Source organism: Blautia sp. 1033sp1_1033st1_G9_1033SCRN_220408 (genome assembly GCF_040929965.1).
GTDB classification, from domain to species: domain Bacteria; phylum Bacillota; class Clostridia; order Lachnospirales; family Lachnospiraceae; genus Blautia_A; species Blautia_A ammoniilytica.
Window position 1 is genome coordinate 1 of the sequence record NZ_JBFKZO010000035.1, and the last position, 19,194, is coordinate 19,194.

The following is a 19,194-nucleotide window of genomic DNA, read 5'->3' on the forward strand; positions in this document are numbered from 1 at the left end:
TTACATGGAGGAGCATTAGCATAATAAAACTGCTTGCCAGAAAGGCAGCTCAATGGTATTCTTATCATAGGCAGTGGGGATGTCGATCCTGTTTGATTGTTGGTTGTGGTGACTTAACAATACTACTTGTAGGATTTGGTTTCCACTGCTTTTTATTAAGTTATAGAAAAACTGCGCCACAGCCTTGGCAAGCCATCGCGCAGCGATTTTGTTCAACTTGAATTTGGAGTGTGCTTTATAAATTTTTTCCGATCCCCTCAAGTTCATTCATGGAATTCTTATTTTTTTCAAGTTCATCTCTGTCTGTTGCATAATATGATTTATTGAAAAGCATGTCCCATAGTTTGTGTGTTTGACTTACTGTTTATATCTATCTTCTCCTAAATATTTTTCTAGTCATTGCAATATAAAATTGCTTATACAGTCTCTCCCTTAAGCGTCCTGGTATTCTGGATAATATACAGAGCGACCGATATGACCATCATTATAGCACACAAACCAATCAACAGATCTGATACCATCGGTGTAATGTGAAACCATATAATATGCACCGCTGCAGTTCCATATAATAAAAAGGTTACTATCTTTCCATGCCAGTCTGCACCATGTACTTTTCCTGTCTTTCGTATCACAAGACATCCACTGACTACCATATACAGCTCCTTACCTGCCATTATTACGATTAAAAGAAGCATATGCGGAAAACGAGTAAACAGACAGATTAACATCGCTGCCTGTGTCAGCTTATCAGCCACCGGATCAAGTATTTTTCCTAAATTACTAATCCTATGGAATCTTCTTGCGATATATCCATCAGCAAGATCCGTAAGACCAGACAGCAATAAGATTTCACCAGCTAACAGAGGATTTTTCTTTACACAATAACTCCATATAATTACCGGAATCAGACAAAGCCGAAAAAAAGAAAGAAGATTAGGAACCGTAATAATTCTATTCAAATTTTCTTCCTGATTCACTTCACTCTGCATGTACAGTCACATCACTTTCCTTTTTTTTAGACATAAACCAATAAAATATAACACAAAATACTAAAGCAAACACAACACCAAAAACATTTTGAATCACTCTAAGACTAACCGCTCCTTGTAGTCCATAAGTCTCTGCAGCAATGGCTAAAGCACCAAATGTGTTAAATACTGCCTGCCAGCCATATTGTGCTGAAAATCCTACACCGATTCCACCAAGAATTCCTATATATGCATAGATTGACGAAGGAAGCAGAAAATATAATACTGTAAAACATATAACACCTGCAATATTTCCGACAATCCTTTTACGGACTCTGTAGTGCATATCTTCCATAAACGGCAAAATCGCGGACATGGCCGCAATACCAGCCCACATTGCACGTGGCATATTACAAAGTTCTGCAATGCAAAGGACAATCGGTACGCATAAAATCTGACATATCTGCCATTTTGTTCTGGAAGAAGTGATATCAAATTCTTGTATCAGATCTTTCAGATTTCTTTTATAAGTTCTGTTTTTATGATTTCGATAAAATACGAAGCAGGTAAGTGCTGCACCTAAAGCCATTCCGACTAATCGCATCTGATAGCTTTTTCCCGTAACATCATAACCATATAGCAATAGATACCCAAGAACCAATGTAGATTGATTAAACATGAATGGATTATGGCATCCGAACAGAATCAACACAGCCAGTGCCGCAATATTTAACAGCATTCCCAATACCGGTGAAAACTGATTTGCTAAATGCGGACATACAGTCATAATTACAAAGAACAAAGCCAAAAGCATCGTAGATTGTCCGGTGTGGATCCCCAGATCCGCATTCCGAAATACCATAAGGCATAATAAAACTACTACACCCACAATACTGTTCTCATTTCCAAATAGGATGCTGAAAATACTAACAAATAAAAAACAAAATGCCATTGTAACAGCTATCTTCACCAGATATACCCACATATGATATAATTTTTCTTTTAGTGTTTCACTCTTTTTCAACAGATTTTTAGAACCTGCCTGATTTAACTGCAATTCCTGATAAAATGTCATGTAATTCCTCCTCTATCTGTTTTTCTTAAACTTATATGGCCTCATCTTTCTGTATTGGAAGCTCTACAACAAATCTGCATCCACCATATTCACGGTTTTCTGCTTTGATTGTTCCTCCGGCACTATCTACAATCCGTTTTACAAGTGCAAGACCTAGGCCATTTCCTTCTGCTTTATGAGATCCATCTACCTGATAGAACTTGTCAAATATTCTGGATTTTACATCATCCTCTATTCCTGGTCCTTCATCTTCCAGAATGAACTTAACAGAATCCTGTTCTTGTTTCAGAAACATCGTAATTGTCCCCTTTGAAGGGCTGAACTTAATCGCATTATCCAAAAGATTTATCCAGATATGCATAAAAAGTCCTTCATTCCCAGTATATTTAACTTCCTCCAATTCTACCTGAAAACCAATTTCTTTTTCTGTCCATTTTGTTTCCAATGAAAGAAATGCCTGGCGGATCTGTTCATCCAGACGATATTCTGTTTTTTTCATTGGTATATTCTGATTCTCTAACTTGGATAACAGCAAAATATTACCAACCAATCCGGAAAGTCTTTGGGTGTTAAATAAGATTTTTTCTACATATTCCTCTTGATCCGGAGACAGTTCTTCTCCCTGAAGCAGCATTGTATACCCTTCAATGGCATTAATCGGGGTCTTAAACTCATGAGAAACATTAGATACAAAATCCATCTGCAGCACCTCTGTTGCACGAAGTTCTTTTGTCATAACGTTAAAACTTTGATAAGATTCTCCAACTTCTGCTATACGGCTGTTCGTTTCCAAATGCTGTTCAAAATCTCCCTGAGAAACTTCCTTCATTGCTTTACTAAGTCTGGTAATTGGTTCCAGTAACTTTGCATTGATAAAGGAAGTGATCAGCCCTGCAATCAATGTATTGAAAATCAAAAGCCAGCCAAGCATAGGTATGCTACCAGGCAGATTAAAAAAATGATTCAAAAAAGCAAATAATAACGCAGATATGACTGTTGAAAATACGAGTGCCAGCCAGATTGCACCAGTCAGACAGGATCGGATCCGCAATCCTTTTTCTTTCTTTTGTTCCATTATTTTTTCACCACCTTGTATCCAATTCCACGCATTGTTACAATTTCAAAATCAGGGTTATCTTTAAAACGCTCCCTGATTCTTCCTATATGTACCTCTATCGTATGTGGGTCTGCCTCCGTCTCGTATCCCCATACTTCATCCATCAACTGTTGTTTTGTAAATGTTCTGCCTGGCGAAGCTGCAAGCTTATATAAAAGCAGGAATTCTTTTTTAGGCAAAACAAGACTTTCCTTATCAGTTGTAACCGTCATTGCATCATAATCAAACTCTGTTGAACCGATCACAATTTTGTGTTCATTCAGTATCTGTGCACGGCGAAGCAGTGCTCCGACTCTTAAAACCATTTCATTCACATTTACCGGTTTTACCATATAATCGTCACTTCCCGAAAGAAATCCCTGGCGCATATCATCAAAGGAACCTTTCGCAGTGATCATAAGTACCGGTATCTGATATCCTGCTGAACGGAGTTCCGACACCAGTTCATAACCATCCATAACCGGCATCATAATATCAGAAATGATCAGATCAATATATTCCTTATCCAATACTTCTAATGCCTGTGCTCCATCCGATGCACTTTTGACTTGATATCCATTCTTCTCAAGCACTTTTTGGAATAGCTGGCTTAATTCTTTATCATCTTCTACAATCAATATTTGAAACACGTTTTCCTTCCTCCTTATTAAAACAGATACCTTGCCCATCCCAGCAGATGCTGTACCAAAAATATTTTTCTCTGACGTTTCTTTGTTAATTCGATTGGCTCTACATGATATGGATCACGATAGGTTCCATCTTCCAATACCTGGCGGGACACTTTTTCATATTCCATCATGCCCTCTTCCAACTGTTTATTAATATCTTTACTGCGAATTACAAGCATCAGTTCCGTATCCAGATATGCACTTCTCATGTCCATATTAAAGGAACCGATTACAGACAGATCATCGTCAATCAGAATACTTTTTCCGTGGTATGAATAACCGCCTTCATATTCCCAGATATTAATTCCTGTACTTAAGATTCTATTTCTGTTTTTCGCATAATCGGCAGCCCCAAATGGATTCCCATTATTCGCAACTGAATTTGTCATGATAGAAAAATCTGAAACGTTCTCTGCAATCTCCTCCCATGTATTATACATCATATCATTACAGATAATATATGGCGTGTGGATCTTCACACGATTTTTTGCATTTTTCATCAATTCTCCCAACTGATACCACACTACTGGTTCTTTGGAACCTGTGTGAATAGGATTTGACACTAATGCAATCTTTTCTGTCTCAAAAGTTTCGTCCGTGTAATCGGTATCGCAGATTCTTTCCTTATTCTCTTCAAAATATTTCTGATAGCCGTTCTGCAGCTCTAAAACTGCGTTCTTTACAGATTTTCTATTTGCCAGTTTTTTATTGTCATGAAAATAACCACTGTCTTCTTGTTCCCATATCGTTTCAAAATACTCTAACAACTGGTTAACTGAATTTTCTTTCTCAGGTTCATCGCAAACCACTAACACGTCTCTGTCATAGTTCTTATGTCCCGGAAAATCACCCAGGAAATAATTGTATGTATTTCTTCCCCCAAGAATATATCTCTTTCCATCTGCAATCAAATATTTATCATGCATTCTACCCATCATCTTCCATGGTTTCAACGGATTGGCCTTATTATACAGTTTAATTTCAACATTCTCATGGGAAGATAATCCATAGAAATACGGATTTCCTTCCATATCAATCCAGCTCTCCATTCCATCTACTAACAGACGAATATGTACACCTCTGTCTGCCGCATCATGCAGTGCTCCTAAAATCAATTTTCCACTTTCATCGGATTGAAATGCAAAAGTAGAAAGAATAATTTCCTTTTTGGCATTCTTGATCAAACGCACTCTTTGTAAAAGCGCTTCTGGATTCTTTTCTATGATTACTGCCCGTTCTGTATTTTCACTGCATTCGTTCCATGACCCATTTTTTGTTTCTTTTTTGGTTGTATTGGACACTTCCGGCTGCTTTTTATATGCAACGCAGATTCCGAGCAATTCATAAAAAGCCACACATAAAAAAATTGCCAGTATAACAAGAAGGATTTTACATATTTTATACTTTTTCATTGTACATCACCTGATTCCTTTTTATTTCATACTTATACAATACAAAGTCAATCTCAATTTAACCTCAACAAAATTTATTTTTCATAAAAAATATGACCGGCTTCTTTTTAATGAAACAGTCATATTTTTATTCTAATATATGAAGGAGCTTTTCTTACTCCGTTGTATTAATCACTATCCATGCAAAATCTTCTTTGTACAACAGACTGTTAGATATAGCAAAAACGGCCTTTCAAAAACAGTTAACTTCTAAATCAACTGTTTTTTGAAAGGTCGTTTCATCAGATTCTTATAGCAATCCAGCAAATAATCTCATAAATAATTGTCCCAGTCGCAAATATGCACTTCGTCCGGTTTGATATTGGTCTGTCACATCACGACATTCTCCCATCGTTCTTATCAGATCATTTTTTATTTCCACAACTGCCTGACAATCTGCCATAAAACAGCCGTTTTCAAAATGGTGATATAAACTTCGATAATCCAGATTAATTGTTCCACAAGTTGCCATACAGTCATCTGCCACACTCATTTTTGCATGACAGAAACCAGGAGTCCACTCATAAACACGAACACCATGTTTAACTAATCCATGATAAAAAGAACGAGTTATATTATAAATGAATTTTTTATCAGGGATACCAGGTGTGATAATTCTTACGTCTACCCCTCGCTTAGCAGCCAGACATAACGCATGCGTCATTTCATCTGTTATGATGAGATATGGAGTCATAAACCAACAATATTTTTCAGCTTTATTTATCATACTGATATAAACTTCTTCTCCTACTTGCTCATTATCCATAGGGCTGTCTGCATAAGGTTGAACAAACCCAGTTTGCTGTGCCGCATAATCATAGTGGAAAAGGTATTTACTAAAATCAGAATCCTTAGCAGCCTTATCACTTACTGCATTCCACATTTCCAAAAATGTCACCGTAAGCGACTGAACAGCATCTCCTTCTAAACGAATACCTGTATCTTTCCACTGTCCATACGGGTGTGTGTAATTAAAATATTCGTTTGCTAGATTATATCCACCTGTAAATCCGACTTTTCCATCAATAACTGTTATTTTTCTATGATCACGATTGTTCAAAAACAGATTTAAACCTGGCATAAACGGATTGAATACACGGCAATGAATTCCTATTGCCTCCATCTTTTTCACAAAATCTGTGTTAATAAAGCCTATAGAACCCATATCATCGTAGAATACTCTAACTTCCACACCTGCTTTTACTCGCTCTTCTACAACATCTTGAATCTTATGCCATGCTTCAGCGTCTTCTATCGCATGATATTCCATAAAGATAAACTTCTGTGCTTTCTCCAAATCCTTAAGCTGTGCCTCTAATCCTTTCACTGCTTCATCAAAATACACAATATCCGTATTCTGATAGATTGGATACTGCGAATTTCTTTGTATGTAACTTGCTATATTTCCTGCTTTCGGAATTGTTTCTTTTATTTTGCTCAAACACTCCTGACTGTCTGGAAGCATTGGTAACAATTTGCTATCAATTTCTGCATATCGCTCACGCATTTTATGTGTGCCACCATTCAAACCAATCAACAAATACAGGCCTACACCCATAATTGGGAAAATTAGAATTAAGATGACCCAAGGCATTTTCATAGAGGATGTCTTATTTGATGCGTACAATCCCAAAACCAAGATCCCACTCAAAATCCTTGTAAATAAATTTATGATTTCTGCATATTCATTCAATCGTGTTACGATAGTAATAATAAAAATCACTTCCAGAAGAATGCAGATTATGGAAAAACACAGCCGTTTTACCCCATTTTTTGTTTTTGCTTTGCCCTCTAAAGTATCTTGTTTCATATATATTCTACCTTCCTACTTGCTCAGTTTTCTCCCTAAATTTCGTGGAACATACCAATTTTGTCTTTTATTCTCTGCATTTCATTATCTGCTTCAATGATAGCTCTTGCAGAATGAAGTAATTCTTCACTTATCTCATCATAGCCAGGCATTTCTTCAATTCCTTTTTTATAGCGAAGTTGATGTTCCAATGTTGCCCAGAAATCCATACCATTGGTTCGAATCTGTAATTCTACACGCATAGGTGTTTTACCCTTAGCAAAAAATACTGGTATTTCAACAATCATATGATAGCTTCGATAACCATTCGATTTTGGATTTTTTATATAATCTTTTATTTCAATAACTTTAATATCATCCTGTTGGGTAATCAAATCTGATATCATATAAATATCGTCAATAAACGCACAAACTATTCGAACGCCTGCTACATCATTGAGATATGTCTGTATATTTTCTGTTGTAAATTCATATCCCATCTTCTGCAGTTTATCGTAAATACTATTGGGCTGCTTAATTCTTGTTTTTATAAAAGAAATAGGATTTCGATTGTTCTCAACTGAAAATTCATCATCCAAAACCTCAAGTTTAGTTTGTATCTCCCGAATAGCACAACGATACATCATCATTAAATTATAAAATTTTGTAGCATTATTTAAAAACTGTAGTGATTCCGGACTGTTCATCCTGAGTTTTTTTACTTCATCTTTTGTCATGGAACTTTCCTTTCTACCTCATCCCTGATTTCAAAACATTATTTATTTTGATAGTTGATTCGTTCTCCTTGAATTACTGGATAACAAATCATTTTATCACTATCCAGATTTTCTACATGCATATCTACTGCACTGATCTGATGGTTTTCATAAGTATTGTAATAATAAATACCTTTTGTAACATTACAACACGACGTATACAATGTGATTTCATATTTTCCATCCGCTACTTCGCAACATCCTCGTTGCTGATCCACAGATCCGAGAATGTGGAAGAATTGGCTAACGCTTTCTTCCTCTGATTCACCTGAAATTGCATTTACCTTTGTAAAAGCTACACGTACAAAGCGTGAGGAAGATGAGAGATCTCCCGGAAGACCTAATCCTCCCATACCTCTACTATATGCATCAAGAGCCAAATTTTCGCAGAAAGTATTTCTGGGCTGTTTAGGAGATAAATACATATAATTATTTAGTTGAAACATCTGCTGTGGAAATGGAGGATTATTCGTAAGCACTCCTACTGGATTGTCATAAATATGCAAACCATCTGACATAGATTCTACCGTAATTGACTCATTCTCATCAGAAATGATCCAGTGTAATTGTGCTAATGGTAATTGCTCGCTGAAAGGAGTATTAACAATATTAATTCGTTCAAGAAGCTCGCGAACTTCAACTAAAGAAGAACACTGACTTAAAATCCACGGAATAAATTCAAACTGTGCAATATTTTCCACATCTGGCTTAATCGCGGCATAAACAGCATTTCCGACAAAATTCAGTCCTGCCATTGCCACTCCTTTTTCATTCATAGCATCATAATACAAAGGATAATCCTCAGCAACATGAGCCATTCCAATAATTGCATAATGATTTTTCATATCGCCAACATGGCGAAAATTAAACGCATAATTACGTGGTGTAATTACTATCTGATCACCATAAGAGAATTCATAATCGAGGGTTCGTCCAAAGTAAAAATCTTTTGTTTTATAAGTTGCTGCTGTACACATGATCGTTTATCCTCCTAAATAGATTGAAATATGTCAATGAGCTTTTTCTTGAACAATATTATAGCACAATTCTTTTATTTTGTTCCAACTTCATACATGATTATAACATGTAAACTTTAAACTATTTTCCTAGATTATTTCTCCATCAGTTTTTCAAACCAGGTATCCATAGCTAGGATGAATTGACCTACGTCTGGCAATTCTTGCAGCATTTCGTTTAGGGTTTTGTGCTTCACATATTTCTGCACATACACCCAACAGGCAACGCTACTGGCTTCTGATACAATGTCAGCTATGGTTTTGCGCATAAGCTCTTCAAATTCAGCAATTTCTTCTTTTGGAACAACATCATACAGTGTTGGTGCCTGATGACTTAATTTTACGCCATTTTCATTTGCATCTTTAAGCAGATTCTTAACTTTTTCTCTTGAGTTCTCCGGTACTTTCATGTACTCCCAGATAAATGCTACCACATCGGACGGTGTGTCTTTTTTTAGTGGTGGTAACTGAATATAATCATTGTTTTCGCTCATTTTCATATTCTCCTCACGATATAATAAAATCAATAATACGTTCTCTTGTCATGTCCAGTACAGTATCTACAAACACTCCTGCAAACAGGATCAGATACAGAATTACACTCAGCGAAAATAGAAATGCAACCTGTACCCAGTCATGATAACAGTATGCAGTCGCTATAATCAATAAAGTGAATATAAATCCAAGGATCCCTCTGACAACCGCATAAGTCTGTACTGTCATTTTTACTGCCAGGCCGATCACAAAAAGGATCAGCCATACCGGCAGTAATAATATCTTTCCAGCAAGTTTTAAAATAAACATGTGCACCTCCTATCTTACCAGTCCTGGCATATCATGGTTCACCTCTGCCTGATAATACCCGTTCATCGTTGACGGTGCATTAAACAGGGCTGCTAATAAATATTTCTTGATGTTCTTCACCTTTGTGGTGTTACCACTCATACAGTGTAAGACATACTCGATATGTGAATAGGTCAGCATCAGAAATTTTTTCTTCACCAGTGATGCCGGATACCAGTTGCTGGCAATCAAGATCTTGTCATTTTTACACATCACAGTCTCTACGATCAGGTTCACGATTTCATCTACCTGCCGCATATCGTCATGATGGGTTACTTCCAGTGATTCATAATCAATGGTCTCTTTGACAAGGTTTTCATAAGCCTGATAATCCTCAGAGCGGTTATCGCCATCGGATCGATTCTCATCTGCAGATACGATTTGATTAGATTTATTATCATTCATTTCAGTATCACTAAGATTAGTATTATTAGGGTTTGAAATGTAAACTTCTTGAAGTTTGTTTTCGGGACTTCTAGAAGTTTGATTTTGGGACTTCATGAAGTTTGAAATATAAACTTCTGTAGATTCCTCATTTTCCACAGAAGTTTGTTTTTTAAACTTCTTTAATTCCTCTTCAAATTTTTTCTCATCTGTTTTCTCAGGCATAAAGGTTTTCACGTAGATAACGTTCACCTTTCCAAATCCCTGTCTGCGTTTCTCAATCAGGCCAATCCCTGTTTCGTCATCCAGTTCTCTCATGGATTTGATGGCTTTATTTCTGCCACAGTTCAGTAATTCCATGATATCTTCGATGGAAAAGTAGATATATGCTCTGTTTTTGTCATCAAACCACTGATTCTTGATGGAAAGAGACATTCGATCCAACATCAGTCCATATAAAATTTTAGCATCGCTCGATAAATCTTTAAAATAACTGTCTGTAAATAATGCTTTTGGTATGCGGTAGAAGCTGAACTGATCAGCTTCGGTACCGTAAAAATAATTAAATGTCATTTTTTTCTCCATAATTTCCTCCTTTCATTTTCTGCTAAGAAGTCCTCTTTTTAAACTTCTTTGACATTGTTTTCTTAGCTTTTTCTCTCCTTAACAGGACTGTTCCTGCATCCACTTTTCTAATAATGATTCAATCACCTGCTCCATATCTTTGGCTGTATAATCATCCGGAAAATACTTTGTCAGTTTCTTTTCTGAGAAAGTAAGAGACCGGGATACTTTCTTTGCTATCACACAGTTATTGAAAATTGATAACATCTGAATCTGATTGATTGGCCCATCATTCAGCTGATTTCTGAGTGCTGCAATCTGCTTTGGCTTAATAAATCCAGTGTCACTAATATATTCGTAAATCCATTCTTGTACTTTCTTATCGATGTAGGAGATATCAATAGCAACTGTAAATTGGAGCTTTTTCTTATCTACCAGATCTAAAAGTTCTGGTATTAATTCCGTGAGACGAATATATCTTTGAACCTGTCGTCCACTTTCTCCATTATCCTTTCCAATGAGATCTGCCGTCTCATAATTCCCGACATTTTGTCGGGGATTTTCTTTTGTCGGACGACCTGCTGTTCTTCTCATAGCATCCATTTTCATCTTATATGCAAATGCTTTCTCACTCGGTAACAGTTCCTCTCGCTGAATGTTAGCGTCCACCATCGCAATCACGGCATCATCATCCGATAATTCTCTTACGATTGCCGGAATAGTCGTAAGTCCTGCAAGCTGTGCTGCATGCATTCTTCTATGACCGGATACCATTTCATATTCTTCATTATCATCCATTCGAAGCAGTACCGGTGTCAGTACTCCATTGATCCTTACACTTTCAACCAGATCCTGCATCTTTTCATCATCCAGCACCTTGAACGGATGATTTTTAAACGGATGGATCTTACTGATTTCTATCTCCATTGCAGATTCTTCATTTACCACACCCAGCAGTTCATCAATGCTTGCCAGTTTAATCTTTTCGCCACTTCTATTTTTCATTTTTCAAAACCTCCTGTGTTAAGTTCTTATATGCTTCGGCAACTTTTCCTTTCGGGCAGTGCATGTAGATGCTTTTTCCCTCTGCACTGGTCTCAGCAGCTTTTACAGACATCGGGATCACATTTTCAAATACCTCGATCTGACTTCCGTAGGTTGTATGTACTCTCGATGCAATATCCCTTGCGTAATTGGTTCTGAAATCTACCATGGTCAGGAGAATGCCCTCAATCGCCAGTTTCCGGTTCAGTCTTTTCTTTACTGTAAGAATGGTCTTGATCAGCTGCTGAAGTCCTTTCACCGGCAGATATGCGGCTTGCACAGGTATCAACACAGAATCGGAAGAGACCAGTGCATTGATTGTCATCATACCAAGGCTTGGCATACAGTCGATCAGGATATAATCGTATCGGCATCGTATCGCATCGATATATTCTTTCATGATCATTTCTCTGCTCATAACATTTCCCATCGTTACTTCCAGTGCGGAAAGCTCAATATTTGCCGGGAGAAAATCTACATTTTCCTGGTGATGTAAAATCCCATCTTCCAGAGAGATTTCTTCTTCGTTGATGACATCCATCATGATCGTTGCCAATGTGATGCGAAGATCATCCGGTTCCTCATATCCAAGACTTGCGGTTAAACTTCCCTGTGGATCCGCGTCGATCAGCAACACTTTCTTACCTTCTCTTGCCAGTCCAATGCCTACATTTACGGTTGTGGTGGTCTTTCCGACGCCACCTTTCTGGTTTACTACGGATATAACTTTACACATGATTTCTTCCTCCTTTAACTTTCCCATGATTCTTTTTTCCATAATTTCAACAGTGCCAGTATTTCCCGTTTCATCATTGCCGGTGTATAAGAATTTGGAAAATACTTGTGCAACTGCTCGTTTGTGAATGCCACTCTTGTGATCTCACCCTTTTTCACTTCACACATGATCTCTTCCATCTTTTCCAGTGACAACTGTTTTTCTTTACTCAGTTGCCGGATCCTCTGGGCCTGTGAGAGTGATGGGATTGCCTGTGCATACTCCATTGCTACAAGCAGTTCTCTTTGTTCTTTTTCACTTAATGCAGCTATCTCTACAGCCGGACAAAAAGAAATAATCTCATCATCCAGTTTCTGCAACATTTCCGGTATCAGTTTTGTCAGTGAGATATAACGCTGCACTTGTTTTGGGCTATCACCACAATCTTCACTGATGATTTCTATTGCCCGCTTTCTTGGTGTTTTGTGGTCAACTTGGCTCTTTTTTCGACCACTTTTTCTTTTTAATACGTCATTCTTCAGTTTGTAAGCAAAAGCTTTTTCACTGTAGCTGATCCGTTCTCTGTGAAGATTGGAATCTACCATGCTCAAGATGGAATCATCTTCACTTAATACCCGGATGATTACCGGTACTTTACGGTATCCCAGTTTCTCCGCAGCATGTTTTCTTCTGTGACCGGATATGATCTCATAGTATCCATCCGGTACTGGTCTGACGATTAGCGGATTTAAAATTCCATACTTCTCAATGCTTTCCTGCAAAAGAAACATTTCCTTATCATCTTTTACTTGAAACGGGTGCTCTTTGAACGGACGAAGACGCTCAATCTCAATTTCTATGATTCTTTCTTCGTTTTCTCCTGATTGTTTGTTTGGCTCAGTCATCTTGACTCCTTTCCTCCAGGATTCAGGAAATAAAAAATGCCTGCCTGGAACTTTTATAGATAGTAAAGTTCCAAACAGACATTGCTGTTTGACCATTAGCTGTAGCTAATAGAATTGAATACTGTTTCAGCTAATTCATGTTTGCAAGTTTGGGAGAGATTGTTTCTTTTCCCGCCTTTTCTCTGATTTACATCCCCGAATAAGAGGTGACAACGGAGCGGAACCCAAATGTTAGCTGGACTTCTTAAAACCCATGTTTGCAAACCGGTAATTTTGATTAGCTGTCAGCTAACAAAAATCGGATTGCGTTAGCTGGAAATTGATCATTTTGAATGGAATTTTGTGTCACGAACGTGATTTGAAAATAACAAAAGCGTTCGTTGTCAGCTAATCCAGCTAACATTTTCGAACGCTTTGAAGCCCGTCGCCAAGAGGATTTGAACCTCCGACCCCTCGCTTAGGAGGCGAGTGCTCTATCCAGCTGAGCTATGACGACACATGCCGCAAACCCTTGATTTTACTGGGTTTCTGGGATTTTCCCTTCGGCCATATATAAGATTATCAACTCTTTTTTGAATTGTCAATCTACAGATTTTTTCGATTTGGTAACATTAGAACGTTCCCCAATTTGGGGAATGCTTTGTTGTCACCATTAGCATTTTTCAGAATAGATTCGAACTGAAAGTTGTTTTTCATTTTTTCCCTTTGGGGAATGCCTCGGCTTTCTTTTAGGAGGCGAGTGCTCTATCCAGCTGAGCTATGACGACACATGTGATTTTATATATTCCAAAACCACATCGACAATTGTACTATATTTGCACCTAAAAGGCAAGGTCTAAATCAAATTTAGCTTTTAAAAATGCAGCTGTCCCTGAAGCCAGATGATTCCTTTAAATCTTCTTCCCACCTGCGGTTCTCCAAATAGATCCTGTTTGTTGATGCATATATCAAACTGCATATCATTGCTTTCCACGGTCATCTGATAAAGGTTTTCACCTGTAAGCACATTCTGGAAGCTTACAACATCTCTGATCTCTCCCATAATATTATACTGGTCACATTCAATACCATATGGCATAAAATAGGAATCGACGATAGTCAAAATATCATCATTCACAATTCGCTCGGAAATCATTGAATAAGTGTCCATATCTTCCATTGTCAGGCTTTCCATGGCTTCCTCGTCACCATTTCTGGCAGCCTCGATCAAATTGGTACGATTTCTTGTCGATTCCTGGGCCACTATCACTGCTTCCTTATCTTTCTGAACAGGCAGGAGAATTGTTCCCTTTTTGGCAAGTCCGGTAAGGGTCAATGGCTGCCCGCCAAAAGTTCCCTTTGAACTTTCAAGTATATATTCTGCAGGATTTTGCAAATAAAAAATCAATGTTACACCAATTCTAAGATCATCACAGGCACCTGCAAAAGATTCCTTATCCGCATGTCGTTCAATCGTAACTTTCTCCTGCGTGGTAATCCCTGTCCCCCTAAAAAAGGGGAAGGAATATTCCACCTGAAACTGATTGTCTTCATCATACTGTCCGCAGACGGTGATCCCGCAATCACATCCATAATTTTTAGAGAATTCAGCAAAAGTACCATCCGGATGGTTCTCCACAACATATTTTTCGTCATAAGAATCAATCACGTCACGGATCAATTCCTGCATTTCTTTTCTTTTTGTGATCTTTGAAAATCCGATTGATCTCAAATAGCTGTGCACGAAAACACCTCCTGTTTTGCTGTACGTTTAATGACACTTTATTATTTAAAATATCAATGCATTCTTGTTTCGCTTCAATATTGTGCTGGAAACGCCTTACATATGTGTATTATTTATTGGACTTTTTCTCGATTTTTGTCATTCCACCCATATATGGCTGAAGTGCTTTTGGAATATTAACACTTCCATCTGCATTCAGATTATTTTCAAGGAATGCGATCAGCATTCTTGGCGGTGCTACAACAGTATTATTTAAGGTATGTGCAAGGTATTTCTTTCCATCTGCTCCATTTACACGGATTTTCAAACGGCGTGCCTGTGCATCGCCCAAGTTAGAACAGCTTCCTACTTCAAAATACTTTTTCTGTCTTGGGGACCATGCCTCTACATCCAGGGATTTTACCTTAAGATCTGCCAAATCACCGGAACAGCATTCCAAGGTACGTACCGGAATATCCAAAGAACGGAACAGATCTACTGTATTCTGCCACAACTTCTCAAACCACATTTTGCTTTCTTCAGGCTTGCATACAACGATCATTTCCTGTTTTTCAAATTGATGGATGCGGTAAACGCCTCTCTCCTCCAGTCCATGTGCACCTTTTTCTTTACGAAAACAAGGAGAATAACTTGTAAGAGTCTTTGGAAGTTCTTCCTCTGGGATAATCTGGTCAATAAATTTACCAATCATGGAGTGCTCACTGGTTCCGATCAGGTATAAATCTTCACCTTCGATCTTATACATCATTGCATCCATCTCAGCAAAACTCATAACGCCTGTTACCACATTGCTGCGGATCATAAAAGGCGGTACACAATATGTGAATCCCCTGTTGATCATAAAATCTCTTGCGTAAGCGATTACTGCGGAATGAAGTCTGGCAATATCGCCCATCAGATAATAAAAGCCATTTCCGGCAACTCTTCTTGCACTATCAAGGTCAATCCCGTCAAAGCTTTCCATAATATCCGTATGATATGGAATCTCATAATCCGGCACAACCGGCTCTCCAAACTTTTCAATTTCAACATTCTCGCTATCATCTTTTCCAATAGGAACAGATGGATCAATAATATTCGGAATAACCATCATATCTTTCAGAAGCTCTTCTTCTACTTCTTTCTCTCTTGCGGAAAGCTCCTCAATACGTGCACCAGATGCAGCTACCTGTTTCTTTACTTCTTCTGCCTCTTCTTTTTTGCCCTGTCCCATCAGAGCTCCGATCTGCTTGGAAATTTTATTTCTCTGTGCACGCAGTGCTTCGACTTCCTGTTTGATTTCTCTGTTTTCTTTATCCAGTTCCAGTACCTTGTCTACCAATTCAAGCTTATTATCCTGAAATTTATTACGAATATTCTGTTTTACTACTTCTGGGTTTTCTCTTACAAATTTAATGTCTAACATAATGTCCTCCTGATACTAATATTCCTTTTGGTATACTTTCTTTTTTTCATGATCTTATTGTATAGAAAACGTCACTTTTTTTTCTGTTTTTCGTTTTGCGTTCTTTTCAAGTTTATTTCTTTGTTGTTTTATAACAACGATCTAGCTCAGCATTGATACCACACTATTTTACTCCTCAGTCTCAAGATTTCCAAGGCCAAAATTAACAGCTTTTCTCAATGCTTCAACTTCTTCCTGACTTAAAACAACATATGATTCGCCTTTTACTATTTCTTTCAAATACAGGAAGCAATTGTCACGGCTATGCACTGCATTTAGTATAAGACCTGTATTATCTTTGTCAAGTAAGGCAAGCGCAAAACTTAATTTTCCACCTACATCATCAAAAGCATCGTACTTTTCTATCCCATATTTGCTGAACATGGTTTCCATATTATGCTTAATAAAACTAATGTCATGTTCATGATCCTCTTTTGCTTCATAAAGCCGGTCAATCTGATTAAATTTTCTCACAAATACCTTTTCCAGTGATTGGGCATCGCTGCCTTTCATGAACATTTTGTACTTACGTTCCAATCGACTGAGACGCATTTTGCTGCCCAACACATTTGCCAGGAGAATTAATGTGAGGATCAGCAATATAATGATAATAATTCCTGGATCGATTCCCATGCTGTCAAAAATACTGCTCATAGATTCTCCTTATCTGATAGATTCAAACAGCTCAATAATTCTTTCCAACTCATCTCTTGAATAATATTCGATTTCAATTTTTCCTTTATTATTCTTTTTTCTTTGGATATGAACCTTTGTGCCCATGATTCCTTTCATTTTTTCTTCCAGACTTTCATAGATCACATCCTCTGTAGTACTGCCTACATTTCCCTTTCTTTCTTTTGCAGGCTCAAGAAGCTTCTTTACCAGTTTTTCAGTCTCCCGAACACTAAGTTTTTCATCGAATACCTTCATTGCAACGGAATACTGTGTGTCTGGTTCTGTAATCGCAAGGATTGCCCTGGCATGGCCTGCAGAAATCATTTCATCAATCAGCATTTGCTGCACTTTGGGAGCCAATTTTAAAAGTCTCATTGAATTTGTAACCGCAGTCCTGCTCTTTGATACTCTTTCTGCGATCTCGTCCTGTTTCAGCGAAAATTCCTCAATTAGACGCTTATATGCCATAGCTTCTTCAATAGGATTCAAATCTTCCCGTTGAATATTCTCAATCAGTGAAATTTCCACAACCTGCTGGTCACTTAACTCTTTTATAATTACCGGCACTTCTTTTAATCCTGCCAGTTTTGCAGCTCTCCATCTTCTTTCGCCTGCAACGATTTCGTAATAGTCCTTTTTGTCGGACACTAGTAGCGGTTGTAAAACCCCGTACTGTTTAATGGACTCTGAAAGTTCTAACAATGCATCTTCATCAAACTGTTTTCTTGGTTGACTTCGATTTGGCTCAACCTTTGAAATTTTCACGGTTAACACAGACTTATTATCTTCGCCATGTGAATCCTTACTTTTCACAGATATTTCTGTCTTTTCTACTGAAGTATTTTCTTTTTTAACAGTTGTTTTTACTTTCTCTCCGTTCTTTTCAGGAAACAAAGCATCTAATCCTCTTCCCAATCCTGTCTTCTTTGCCGCCATTACTCACCCTCCCTGTTGATTACTTCCTCAGCCAGGAGGCGATAGCTTTCCGCGCCTGCTGACTTCGAATCATAGATTGTAATTGGCTGACCATAGCTGGGAGCTTCTGCCAGTCTGACATTTCTTGGAATAATAGTTTTATAGATATTCTGATCCAGATTATCCTTTACATTTTCTACTACCTGTAACGACAAATTTGTCCTTGCGTCATACATGGTAAATACAACGCCTTCAATCTCCAGAGAATTATTCAATCTGTCTTTTACCAATTCAATCGTATGGATCAGCTGTGACAGTCCCTCCAACGCATAATATTCGCACTGAATAGGTACCAGTACAGAAGTAGCAGCTGTCAATGCATTGATTGTAAGCATATTCAATGAAGGGGGACAATCCATGATAATATAATCATAATTATCTCTTACTTTATCTATAATCTTTTTTAATATATACTCTTTTTCATCAATACCAACCAGTTCTATTTCTGCACCCGAAAGATTAATATTTGATGGTATCAGATCCACGTTCTGTACCACATCTTCCACAATTGTATTTTCTATTTCTGCTTCATTTAACAGAAGTTCATACAAAGTATTCTCTGTTGAGTTTTTATCAACACCTAATCCACTGGTAGTATTTCCCTGCGGATCAATGTCTATTGTAAGAACCTTTTTTCCCCGTTCGGCAAGACACGCTGAAAGGTTAATTGCTGTTGTAGACTTGCCTACGCCACCTTTTTGGTTGGCAACAGCTATAATTCTCCCCAATGCTCTTCCTCCTTCTTGTGTTACTTCTATTTAAACTCCCCTATTTCCTTTTGATACCAAAATCAAGAATTAATTTTTTGACTTACATTACAGTTCAATCTGCAAATATATATGTTCACATAAACTGTTGTACTTATGTTATCATGAATGTTTGAACTCAGCAACTATATATCATGATACTAGTACAAGTCTAACTCCACATGAGTTTGCTCATAAGTAGATGAAAGACCTTGGCGCACGTCATTCAAGAATGCCGAGGCATTCTTGCTGCGAGGTGCGCGTCATGCAATTGCATGACATACTTCTCCTGCGCGCCTCTGCAATCCTGCCGGAG

19 protein-coding genes, 1 tRNA gene and 1 pseudogene are annotated in these 19,194 nt (G+C 37.7%); all 21 read right to left on the bottom strand.

Annotated features, from left to right (window positions below):
- Nucleotides 1-235: 235 nt before the first annotated feature.
- Nucleotides 236-340, bottom strand: a pseudogene (locus AB5916_RS16520) (flavodoxin family protein); the annotation flags it as partial.
- Between the two features lie 76 nt (nucleotides 341-416).
- Nucleotides 417-989 carry a CDP-alcohol phosphatidyltransferase family protein gene (locus AB5916_RS16525; RefSeq protein WP_008115839.1) on the bottom strand — a complete coding sequence of 191 codons (573 nt, stop codon included), beginning with the start codon at nucleotides 987-989 and terminating at the stop codon, nucleotides 417-419.
- Nucleotides 979-2,043 (bottom strand): FUSC family protein, encoded by a 1,065-nt coding sequence (locus AB5916_RS16530; RefSeq protein WP_158421471.1) that lies wholly within the window; start codon nucleotides 2,041-2,043, stop codon nucleotides 979-981. Before AB5916_RS16530 ends, AB5916_RS16525 begins: the two co-directional genes overlap by 11 nt.
- A 31-nt stretch (nucleotides 2,044-2,074) precedes the next feature.
- Nucleotides 2,075-3,118, bottom strand: a complete 1,044-nt coding sequence (locus AB5916_RS16535) for a HAMP domain-containing sensor histidine kinase (protein WP_158421470.1) — start codon at nucleotides 3,116-3,118, stop codon at nucleotides 2,075-2,077.
- Nucleotides 3,118-3,828: a response regulator transcription factor gene (locus AB5916_RS16540; protein WP_003693048.1), complete on the bottom strand. Its 711-nt coding sequence runs from the start codon at nucleotides 3,826-3,828 to the stop codon at nucleotides 3,118-3,120. Before AB5916_RS16540 ends, AB5916_RS16535 begins: the two co-directional genes overlap by 1 nt.
- Entirely contained in the window at nucleotides 3,807-5,240 is a 1,434-nt protein-coding gene (locus tag AB5916_RS16545) for a phospholipase D family protein (RefSeq protein WP_368191932.1), read from the bottom strand. Before AB5916_RS16545 ends, AB5916_RS16540 begins: the two co-directional genes overlap by 22 nt.
- Before the next feature lie 289 nt (nucleotides 5,241-5,529).
- Entirely contained in the window at nucleotides 5,530-7,089 is a 1,560-nt protein-coding gene (gene cls, locus AB5916_RS16550) for a cardiolipin synthase (RefSeq protein WP_368191933.1), read from the bottom strand.
- A gap of 35 nt (nucleotides 7,090-7,124) precedes the next feature.
- Complete coding sequence (locus tag AB5916_RS16555; RefSeq protein ID WP_005360232.1) at nucleotides 7,125-7,805, bottom strand: GTP pyrophosphokinase family protein; 681 nt, start codon at nucleotides 7,803-7,805, stop codon at nucleotides 7,125-7,127.
- A gap of 38 nt (nucleotides 7,806-7,843) precedes the next feature.
- A complete protein-coding gene (gene bsh, locus AB5916_RS16560) occupies nucleotides 7,844-8,821 on the bottom strand; it encodes a choloylglycine hydrolase (RefSeq protein WP_005347230.1) in 978 nt (325 codons plus the stop codon).
- 134 nt (nucleotides 8,822-8,955) lie between these two features.
- Nucleotides 8,956-9,360 (bottom strand): hypothetical protein, encoded by a 405-nt coding sequence (locus AB5916_RS16565; protein WP_006427147.1) that lies wholly within the window; start codon nucleotides 9,358-9,360, stop codon nucleotides 8,956-8,958.
- Nucleotides 9,361-9,367: 7 nt separating this feature from the next.
- Nucleotides 9,368-9,664: a hypothetical protein gene (locus AB5916_RS16570; protein WP_005334864.1), complete on the bottom strand. Its 297-nt coding sequence runs from the start codon at nucleotides 9,662-9,664 to the stop codon at nucleotides 9,368-9,370.
- A 9-nt stretch (nucleotides 9,665-9,673) separates the two neighbouring features.
- Complete coding sequence (locus tag AB5916_RS16575; protein ID WP_006427146.1) at nucleotides 9,674-10,672, bottom strand: DUF6017 domain-containing protein; 999 nt, start codon at nucleotides 10,670-10,672, stop codon at nucleotides 9,674-9,676.
- Between the two features lie 78 nt (nucleotides 10,673-10,750).
- A complete protein-coding gene (locus AB5916_RS16580) occupies nucleotides 10,751-11,656 on the bottom strand; it encodes a ParB/RepB/Spo0J family partition protein (protein ID WP_368191936.1) in 906 nt (301 codons plus the stop codon).
- Complete coding sequence (locus tag AB5916_RS16585; RefSeq protein ID WP_156341814.1) at nucleotides 11,646-12,431, bottom strand: AAA family ATPase; 786 nt, start codon at nucleotides 12,429-12,431, stop codon at nucleotides 11,646-11,648. The genes AB5916_RS16580 and AB5916_RS16585 overlap by 11 nt, the downstream gene beginning before the upstream one ends.
- A gap of 14 nt (nucleotides 12,432-12,445) precedes the next feature.
- Nucleotides 12,446-13,411, bottom strand: a complete 966-nt coding sequence (locus tag AB5916_RS16590) for a ParB/RepB/Spo0J family partition protein (protein WP_368191938.1) — start codon at nucleotides 13,409-13,411, stop codon at nucleotides 12,446-12,448.
- 326 nt (nucleotides 13,412-13,737) lie between these two features.
- Nucleotides 13,738-13,811, bottom strand: a tRNA-Arg gene (locus AB5916_RS16595).
- A gap of 357 nt (nucleotides 13,812-14,168) precedes the next feature.
- Nucleotides 14,169-15,026, bottom strand: coding sequence for a DUF3881 family protein (locus AB5916_RS16600; RefSeq protein ID WP_274603244.1), 858 nt, complete (start codon nucleotides 15,024-15,026; stop codon nucleotides 14,169-14,171).
- A gap of 121 nt (nucleotides 15,027-15,147) precedes the next feature.
- Nucleotides 15,148-16,443, bottom strand: coding sequence for a serine--tRNA ligase (serS, locus tag AB5916_RS16605; protein ID WP_173727415.1), 1,296 nt, complete (start codon nucleotides 16,441-16,443; stop codon nucleotides 15,148-15,150).
- 168 nt (nucleotides 16,444-16,611) lie between these two features.
- Nucleotides 16,612-17,136, bottom strand: a complete 525-nt coding sequence (locus tag AB5916_RS16610; protein WP_158422174.1) for a DUF4446 family protein — start codon at nucleotides 17,134-17,136, stop codon at nucleotides 16,612-16,614.
- A gap of 9 nt (nucleotides 17,137-17,145) precedes the next feature.
- Entirely contained in the window at nucleotides 17,146-18,093 is a 948-nt protein-coding gene (locus AB5916_RS16615; RefSeq protein ID WP_368191940.1) for a ParB/RepB/Spo0J family partition protein, read from the bottom strand.
- On the bottom strand, nucleotides 18,093-18,860 hold the full coding sequence (locus AB5916_RS16620; protein ID WP_158422172.1) for a ParA family protein: 768 nt from the start codon (nucleotides 18,858-18,860) through the stop codon (nucleotides 18,093-18,095). The genes AB5916_RS16615 and AB5916_RS16620 overlap by 1 nt, the downstream gene beginning before the upstream one ends.
- Between the last annotated feature and the right edge of the window lie 334 nt (nucleotides 18,861-19,194).

Excerpts from the sequence above, each read along its gene's own strand:
- AB5916_RS16555 (WP_005360232.1), bottom strand. The coding sequence starts at position 7,805 with ATGACAAAAGATGAAGTAAAAAAACTCAGGATGAACAGTCCGGAATCA.
- AB5916_RS16545 (WP_368191932.1), bottom strand. The coding sequence starts at position 5,240 with ATGAAAAAGTATAAAATATGTAAAATCCTTCTTGTTATACTGGCAATT.
- AB5916_RS16580 (WP_368191936.1), bottom strand. The coding sequence starts at position 11,656 with ATGAAAAATAGAAGTGGCGAAAAGATTAAACTGGCAAGCATTGATGAA.
- AB5916_RS16575 (WP_006427146.1), bottom strand. The coding sequence starts at position 10,672 with ATGGAGAAAAAAATGACATTTAATTATTTTTACGGTACCGAAGCTGAT.
- AB5916_RS16590 (WP_368191938.1), bottom strand. The coding sequence starts at position 13,411 with ATGGTCAAACAGCAATGTCTGTTTGGAACTTTACTATCTATAAAAGTT.
- cls (WP_368191933.1), bottom strand. The coding sequence starts at position 7,089 with ATGAAACAAGATACTTTAGAGGGCAAAGCAAAAACAAAAAATGGGGTA.
- AB5916_RS16525 (WP_008115839.1), bottom strand. The coding sequence starts at position 989 with ATGCAGAGTGAAGTGAATCAGGAAGAAAATTTGAATAGAATTATTACG.
- AB5916_RS16615 (WP_368191940.1), bottom strand. The coding sequence starts at position 18,093 with ATGGCGGCAAAGAAGACAGGATTGGGAAGAGGATTAGATGCTTTGTTT.
- bsh (WP_005347230.1), bottom strand. The coding sequence starts at position 8,821 with ATGTGTACAGCAGCAACTTATAAAACAAAAGATTTTTACTTTGGACGA.
- AB5916_RS16530 (WP_158421471.1), bottom strand. The coding sequence starts at position 2,043 with ATGACATTTTATCAGGAATTGCAGTTAAATCAGGCAGGTTCTAAAAAT.
- AB5916_RS16570 (WP_005334864.1), bottom strand. The coding sequence starts at position 9,664 with ATGTTTATTTTAAAACTTGCTGGAAAGATATTATTACTGCCGGTATGG.
- serS (WP_173727415.1), bottom strand. The coding sequence starts at position 16,443 with ATGTTAGACATTAAATTTGTAAGAGAAAACCCAGAAGTAGTAAAACAG.
- AB5916_RS16565 (WP_006427147.1), bottom strand. The coding sequence starts at position 9,360 with ATGAAAATGAGCGAAAACAATGATTATATTCAGTTACCACCACTAAAA.
- AB5916_RS16585 (WP_156341814.1), bottom strand. The coding sequence starts at position 12,431 with ATGTGTAAAGTTATATCCGTAGTAAACCAGAAAGGTGGCGTCGGAAAG.
- AB5916_RS16610 (WP_158422174.1), bottom strand. The coding sequence starts at position 17,136 with ATGAGCAGTATTTTTGACAGCATGGGAATCGATCCAGGAATTATTATC.
- AB5916_RS16540 (WP_003693048.1), bottom strand. The coding sequence starts at position 3,828 with ATGGGCAAGGTATCTGTTTTAATAAGGAGGAAGGAAAACGTGTTTCAA.
- AB5916_RS16535 (WP_158421470.1), bottom strand. The coding sequence starts at position 3,118 with ATGGAACAAAAGAAAGAAAAAGGATTGCGGATCCGATCCTGTCTGACT.